General features: G+C 31.2%; 5 protein-coding genes and 1 pseudogene. All 6 read right to left on the bottom strand.

Annotated features, from left to right (window positions below; translation table 11 throughout):
• Positions 1-1,083 precede the first annotated feature (1,083 nt).
• Positions 1,084-2,270: pseudogene (locus tag ACTB1H_RS03955) on the bottom strand (IS256 family transposase).
• Between the two features lie 579 nt (positions 2,271-2,849).
• Positions 2,850-3,470, bottom strand: coding sequence for an HAD family hydrolase (locus ACTB1H_RS03950; RefSeq protein ID WP_463261536.1), 621 nt, complete (start codon positions 3,468-3,470; stop codon positions 2,850-2,852).
• Between the two features lie 69 nt (positions 3,471-3,539).
• Positions 3,540-4,841 (bottom strand): dihydrolipoyl dehydrogenase family protein, encoded by a 1,302-nt coding sequence (locus ACTB1H_RS03945; RefSeq protein ID WP_463261535.1) that lies wholly within the window; start codon positions 4,839-4,841, stop codon positions 3,540-3,542.
• Entirely contained in the window at positions 4,834-5,763 is a 930-nt protein-coding gene (locus tag ACTB1H_RS03940) for an ABC transporter permease (RefSeq protein ID WP_463261534.1), read from the bottom strand. Before ACTB1H_RS03940 ends, ACTB1H_RS03945 begins: the two co-directional genes overlap by 8 nt.
• Entirely contained in the window at positions 5,756-6,835 is a 1,080-nt protein-coding gene (locus ACTB1H_RS03935) for an ABC transporter permease (protein ID WP_463261533.1), read from the bottom strand. Before ACTB1H_RS03935 ends, ACTB1H_RS03940 begins: the two co-directional genes overlap by 8 nt.
• A complete protein-coding gene (locus tag ACTB1H_RS03930) occupies positions 6,832-8,376 on the bottom strand; it encodes an ABC transporter ATP-binding protein (protein ID WP_463261532.1) in 1,545 nt (514 codons plus the stop codon). The genes ACTB1H_RS03935 and ACTB1H_RS03930 overlap by 4 nt, the downstream gene beginning before the upstream one ends.
• Between the last annotated feature and the right edge of the window lie 22 nt (positions 8,377-8,398).

Below are 8,398 nucleotides of genomic sequence, written 5' to 3'. Positions count from 1 at the left end.
ATTGACCTGGTAGAAACTAAAAAAAGTACCAATAATTAATTCTAACAATCATACATTTTGAGATTCTAAAAAACATGCATTTTGGGATTGACATTTACACTATGCAAATTTTTAGCATTTTTTAATATTATTTTCATTTTATTTGACATATTATTAAGTTGCTTAAAATAATATAAAATTATTTAAAAAGAGTTATACTTTAACTTAAATTATTATTTATTATTTTGCAAAAATTTTATTTATAATAAAAATACTGTACAATAGAATTTGCAAAATAGAACATCTAAAATTTTTTAAAATAAGATAGGTGACTCAAAAGCCAGTTTTTGTTTAATAAGTATGGCGATACCTAAGCACACGAGTCTTATAAAAAGTAATCTTAACCCTTAATTGGAAAAACACTTTATAATCGCCTCTGCAAATATTAGCATTACATGAACTTATGGGTCAACCTATCTTATTTTTTAATTAATTCTACTTCTTTGAGGACACTTGTCCCCGTTAATAGTTGATTTTTCAATTAATTTAACCATTGATTTTTCCCTCCTTAATCATATTTGCGTATAATAGTATTACGCTGACATAATTATATATAAAAATATCCTAAATTGTAATATCAAATCATTTATATAAATATTCTATGATAATTGCAATGACCACCCGTCTAACGGGTGGTTTGCTCTGAGGCTATAAGCCTCTGTTACCGGCCAGCGCCTAAAAGAACATTAGTATTACTTACTAACCCCTTAAAAGGGTCTTCATATTCCTTGACACTAAGCTTATCCAGCGCTATGTCATGTTTTTTTCCTGGGTAGTGTGAAATAGTTTGTGTTTCATCATTCCAGATTAAGGAATTTGACTAAATTTAAAACTATTTTTAGATTAAAATTAAGTTGATTAGATTTCGTAAAAATCAAAAATTTATTTATTACGTTTAGTATATTTTTACATAGCAAAGCTAAGCTGTCAAGTTCTTTAGCTTTTTAATGAAATATACTAAATTAGTAGTAGCAGTAGATGTGGAGCTTGTGGTTAATTGCATAGCAATTATCCATCAAATCCACATCTTATTTCTTTTTTAGGCTATTTATTTAAGATATCTTCAAAGAATATATTTAATTGAGCTAGTATTTGATCCCAACCCCTCATCCTTGATGTCCACTTAGATGTGGCATTTACCATTGCTAAATAAAGGCTCTTTTCTAAAGAAAAATCTGTAGGAAATATTGTCTTATCCTTTGTTACTTTTCTTAGTTGCTATTAAAATTTTCTATGGTATTTGTTGTATACATCAGCTTTCTAATTTCTGGTGGATATTTAAAAAATGTTGATAATTCAGCCCAGTTATTCCGCCAACTTGCTATACAACTAGGATATTTTTTGCCCCATTTATCTTCAAAGTACCCTAGTTGTATTAATGCTGTTTCTTCAGTGTTTGCTTTATACACTGTCTTTAAGTCTTTCATTAATTCACGTATATCCTTGTAATTTACATATCTTGTAGAATTTCTAATCTGATGAATTATGCATTTTTGAATCTCTGCTTTTGGATAAACTGCGGTTATAGCTTGGCTAAACCCGGGTAAATTATCTGTAGAAAATATCAACACATCTTCTACTCCTCTATTTTTGAGATCATTTAATACCATTAACCAATATTTTGAACTCTCATTTTCACCAACATACATACCTAGGACTTCTTTTAAGCCATCCATTGTATATGCTAAAACGATGTATACAGCCTTTTTTACTACTGCTCCATTATCCCTTACGTTGTAATGAATAGCATCCATAAAAACAAAAGAATATACTTTCTCTAGTGGCCTTTGTCGCCATTCTTCAATTGTTGGAAGTATTTTATTTGTTATCCTTGATACTGTTGACTTCGAAAGCCCAAATCCATAAATTTCTTGAATATGAGCAGATATATCTCTTGTGGTCATGCCTCTTCCATACATTGATATTATCTGATTTTCAATATTTGAGATGTCTTTTTCATACTTTTTTACTACCTGTGGTTCAAAACTTCCATCTCTGTCTCGTGGTACATTGATTTCCATTTCTCCATTAGTACCTTTTACTGTCTTTGTGCTATAACCATTTCTTGTATTTAAACTAAGTGGTTTTTCACCATATTCATAGTCCAAATGGTCATCTAATTCAGCCATTAACATTTCCTCCATCAGATCTGCTGTTAAATCTTTTAGAGCCTCCTGTACATCTTGTGCCGTTTCTGGCTGATAAGATTCTAGTATTGCTTTGATTAACATAGCATTCTTTCTTTCTGGCCTTTTTCTTCCCATAACAAAATCCTCCTAGTTAAGTTATTTTTATTTTACCTTAACCTGGAGGATTTTCATACACAAACTATTTCACAGTCTCAGAGATTCAATAAAATATTTTCAATCACAAGCCTATTTTTTTTTTTTTTTTTGAAATAGTAGGTTCTGTTAAAGTTACGCTTTTTTAATTTTTTCTTTTGTTCCTTTTAAAAAATATCTCTTGACATATTACCAGATTGCTACAAACATCGAATACATTAAATCAGTGTTATATCTAATGCTTTTATCCTTAATCATTACATAATCTATGTTATAACGTTTACTGCTAAATTTTTTTCATATTTTTGTATGAATTCACTAATCATATACCCAACTTTGTGCCCCAGTAATAAGGCATCTGTTTTATCAGCATATTTTTTAAATTTTCTCTGCTACAGCTCTTATTTCTGCTTCTATACCTTTTTCATTCGCTGCTTTTTTTATTTTCTTTATATGCATATTTTATAACAACAATACCTGCAGAAATTAAAGAAGAGCAAATTAAGTTAACACTTAATTTGCTCTATCTTATACATACTTGATTATGTCTAGAGGTTTGTATAACCTAATCTCTGCATCTAACTCATCATGTGAATTTTCTGTCCAGAGCGCTAGTGCAAAGTCTACATTCGCCCCTTTTGCACATTCATAATCATATTCTGTATCCCCGATGTAGATTAGATCTTTATTGTTAAGCTCATTTAATTCCATATACTTTAGCAATGGTTCAGGATTTGGTTTGTGAAGCTCGGTATCATCTGCACACACAATGGTTGTAAAGTATTTTTTTAAATCGAATCTTTTAAAATCATGTTCAAACTCATCTCTTAGTTTAGATGTAACAATACCTAGCTTATATCCTTTTGAAGTCAATGACTCTAATAATTCAACTATTTCATCGAAAACTTTTATAGTATGTGTATATTTTCCCATGTTTTTTAGCCACAAATCAAGCCCATATTCAATATCTTTGACTCCAAATTGTTTCAAAGTCACGGCTCCTGGGATACCCAATACATATCTAAGTTCATCTATTGTATAATCCTTGCCATTAATTTCTTTTAAAGTATCTGCTAATGCAGCTAATATTGAATATTCACTGTCTATAAGTGTTCCATCCACATCAAATACAATATGCTTATATTTCATCTTATCTCTCCTTTCGTCAAACTTAATGTTATTATATTTGATAATCAATTTCAAGTTCAAAAAAATGTACTATTGTTTTACTTCTTCTAAATTTAAAACAGCTTCCAAGATAGCTTCATTTAGAGTAGGGTGAATTGTTAAGCCTCTCTTTATATCAACTACATTTACTCTCTTTTTTAGCAATATATCTAATAGCCCTATGTATTCAGATACATTTTCGCCTACCATCCATATACCTAAGATATTTTCGTCTAAATCAGTTATCACTTTCACAAATCCTTCTATGTCAAATCTAGAAATTCCTCTCCAGGTATCTTTAAACTTACATTTCCCAATTTTATACCTAGCTTCTTTTATTTGTGATTCATTTACACCTACACCTGCTATTTCTGGAGATGTGAACACAGCTCTTGGTAAATTATCATAATCAAGTTTTATCTCTCTATTATAAAGAATATATTCAGCAACCTGTATAGCTTGATTTATAGCTATATGGGCCATACCCAGCTTCCCATTTACATCCCCAATAGCAAATATATTTTCTTGAGTAGTTCTAAAATTATCATCTACACTGATTCCAAATTCATCATAATATATATTTAACTTCTCTAATCCTTTAGGAATATTGGGTTTATTCATCATTGTAACTAACAGTTTATCTGCTATTAAAGTGTTTCCATCTTTTAATATTACCTCTACAAAATTTTCTTTGATATCGGCTTTTATGATTTCACAGTTCTTCTTAATTATTACATTATTTTCTAGCAAATTTCTTTCAATAGGATATGTTAAATCCATATCATCATCTGGCAAAATTTGGTTTTCTCTTTCGACTAATACTACTTCTTTATTCAGTTTTGACAACACATAAGCTAATTCAACACCTTCTACATTTGCTCCCATTATAATGATTTTCTCCCTTGAGTTATTGAAATTAGCTGCTTCTTTATATGTTATTACTTTTTCCTCGTCTATTATAAATTCTTTTGTACTTTTGGGACTAGTTCCGGTCGCTATGACAATATGAGAAGCTTTTATTAAATACTCTCCTACTAAAAATGTATTTTCATCAATGAATTCACCTTCTCCATAATATAAATCTACATTCGATTTTTTGATTTCTAAGTCAATCTTTTTTTCTATCATATTTAAACAATCTCTATAATATGATAGAAATTCATCTCTATTGTTATGTTTAAAATAATCTAAAGCTACTTTTACAGGTAAAGCTCCCCATCTTAAAGCTGTTCCTCCCAGCTTTTCTTTTTCTATGATAGCTACCCTTTTCCCAGATTTTGCAAGGATCTTCGAGCAATATATTCCTGCTATTCCTCCACCAATGACTAAACAATCATATTTTTTTCTAAGCAAGCTCTTTCTCTCCCTTATTTTTCTTGTATTTTTGAAGTTGTCTATTGGTGACCATAAACAATGCTATGATAGTTGCAATGTATGGAATCATTTGAGTAAATTGAGATGGTATGCCTACGACTTGTAGTCTTATCCCTAAAGCGTCGAAAAATCCGAACATAAGAGCTGCAAAGAAAGTCATTATGGGGTTTGCTTTTCCAAATATTATTGCTGCAACTGCAATAAATCCTCTATTTGCGCTCATATTCTCAGAGAAAAGTGTAAGATAACCTAATGAAAGATGCGCCCCTGCGAACCCACACAAAATACCACAATAAATAGAAGATTTATATTTCATTTTCTTTGCGCTTACTCCAGCAGTTTCAAGAGCTTCAGGGTATTCCCCAGCTGCTCTAAGCCATATTCCACGAGGTGTCTTATATAGGTATACATATATTAATAATACTAAAATCCAACTTATATATACAAATACTGAATGATTGTTAAATATTTTATCTAAAAAATATATATTTTCTATAAAGGAAAAATTCAAACGTGGTAGTGGTACTATATCTGGAGAAGAAAAAGCCCCTTTAACTCCAAAAATGCTTCTAAGCAAAAACACAGTAAGTCCACTAGCAAACATATTGATTGCTATACCGACTATGAACTCATCAGACTTTAACTCAACCACAAAAATAGCAAATATCAGCCCGATAATTACCCCAACTAAGCTTGCTAAAATAACCCCTGCTAAAGATGATCCAAAGAAAAAACTCCCAAGTATTCCAAAGAACGCTCCTAATAAAATCATGCCTTCCATCCCTATATTTAGCATTCCCGTATGTTGAGTTAATAGTCCTCCTAAAGCTGCTAATATGATAGGTGTTGCAGTTCTTATGGTGTGCTGTATGAGAGTTAAATTGAAAATATCACTAAGCATTTGTCTCACCAGCTTTCTTTGATTTTCTCTTTATGTTAAACTGAATAAATTTATCTTTAAAACCAGCTTCACCTGCAATGAATAAAACAATGATTGCTTGAATTACCAATACTAATTCTGAAGGTATTGATGTTGCATTTTCCATTGATACAGAGCCTGTTTTTAGTGCTCCTAAAAATATAGCCATTAAAATTACACCTATGGGATTGTTTTTAGCCATAAGCGATGCTAACATACCATCCCATGCATATCCTGGAGAAATACTTTGCAAAAATCTATAATGTACTCCTAGTACTTCGAACACTCCAGCCATACCACATAAAGCTCCTGATATAACCATGGCTAAAAGCATCTTTCTTTTATCATTTATCCCTCCATACCTTGCAAATAAACTGTTTTGTCCTACCATCTTGAAATCATATCCAAGTGATGTTTTCTCCATCAAATAATAAATGATTATTGCAATAAAAAACATAAAGAATATACTGTTATTTAATGTGGATAATCTTACCAATCTTCTTAATTGGTAGCTTTGAGCGATTATCTCTGTGCCATTTATCTTTCCTTGAGTGGTAGCAAATGGATAATTTACTAGAAAAGAGGTAAATAGCATAGCTACCGTATTAAGCATGATTGTAGTTATTACCTCATTTATTTTGTATTTAACTCTTAATAATCCAGGTAAAAAAGCATACACCCCCCCAACTAAAGCACCAGAAAATATTGCTAAAGGTATTCCAATTAATGGAGGTAAAGATGTAAATGTTATTCCTATATATGCTGCTGCAAAAGCCCCTAAGTAAAGTTGTCCTTCTCCTCCTATGTTGTAAATTCCACTACGAAATGATATCGCTGTTCCTAACCCAGTTAATATAAGAGGGACTGTCTTTGCAAATGTAGTAGCAAGATTATACTTAGATCCAAAAGCTCCACTAAAAAGAGCACTATATCCGATTAGTGGATTTTTCCCATTTAAGATCATTACAAAAGCCCCAATTATTAAAGCAGCTAAAATTGAAAGTGTTAAAGAAAGTATGTAACTTAAGTTTATTTTCTTAAATATCTTACTCAATTACCTCCACTCCCTTGGTCCTTTTTTTGTTTACCCGTCATGTATAGCCCTAATTGCTGCTTTATAACTTCACCATTTTTAAATTCTGCTGTTATGTTTCCCTCGTATATAGTGATTATCCTGTCAGAAAGCCTCATTATCTCATCAAGCTCTGCTGAAATCAGTACAATTCCAGCTCCTTCATTTCTTTTCTTTATAATTTGATTGTGTATAAATTCGATTGCACCTACATCTACTCCTCTGGTAGGCTGTGCTATTATTAGAATAGGTGAATTGAAAGAAAATTCCCTGGCTATGACTACCTTTTGCATATTCCCACCTGAGAGTTTTTTTACAGGCATTTGTCTATCTATTGCTTTAATATCGTATTCTTTAATCAAATTATCAGTTCTCTCAAATATTTTTTTCTTATTAAGATGAATTTTCTTTATAGCATATGGCTCTTTATGCTCAAGTCCCATCAATAAATTTTCCCATAAGCTAGCCTCTTTAGACAATCCCATTTTTAGTCTATCTTCTGGCACATGCGAAATTCCTAACCCTCTTATTTTTGATGGATTTATTTTTGTTATTTTCTCACCATTTATTAAATATTCTCCGCTTTCTATATCTCTAAGTCCTGTTAGAACCTCTGCCAACTCAGATTGACCATTTCCCTCTACACCTGCTATACCTAAAACTTCTCCAGCTTTTAAATAAAAAGATACTCCCTTAAGTGCCATCAATCCTCTATCATTTTTTGCTTTTAAGTTTTTTACTTCAAGAACTTTTTCCCCAGTAACTTTATCTTTATGTATTTCATGGAACATAACCTCTTTGCCTATCATCATTTCAGTTAATATTTCCTCATTCGCTTCATTGGTTGGTATAGTCCCTACGAGTTTGCCTTGACGCATTACACTTACTTTGTCTGAAATTGCTAAGACTTCTTGAAGTTTATGAGTAATTATGATTACAGTTTTATTCATTTCACTAACTAATTTTTTAATCACATTGAATAATTCATCAATCTCTTGAGGTGTCAAAACTGCAGTTGGCTCATCTAATATCAAAATATCCGCACCTCTATATAGCACTTTTAAAATCTCTACCCTCTGTTGCACTCCAACAGATACAGTTTCTATTTTTTCATAAGGGTCAACCTTAAATCCATATTTTTTAGCTAAATCATTTGTTATCTCTACTGCTTTATCATAATCCATAAAAAATTTCTTTTTCTTAGGCTCACTGCCTAAAACTACATTTTCAGCAACACTTAGTGAAGGAAGGAGCATAAAATGCTGATGTACCATTCCTATCCCATTTTTAATAGCATCAAGAGGATTCTTAATAGTTACTTTTTGTCCTTTTATGAAAATTTCTCCATGTGTTGGTTCATATAACCCATATAAAATATTCATCAATGTGGTCTTTCCTGCACCATTTTCTCCGATTATCGCATGTATTTCACCTTTGTTTATGGTTAAATTCACATTTGAATTTGCTAATACACCTGGAAACTGCTTTGAGATATTCTTTAACTCAATTAGTTTAAAATCCACATAGCTCACCTCTATTATTGAA

It is taken from the genome of Soehngenia sp. (genome assembly GCF_055108775.1).
The sequence above is the reverse complement of the archived record's forward strand: the minus strand, read 5'-3'. Positions and strand labels throughout refer to the sequence as shown.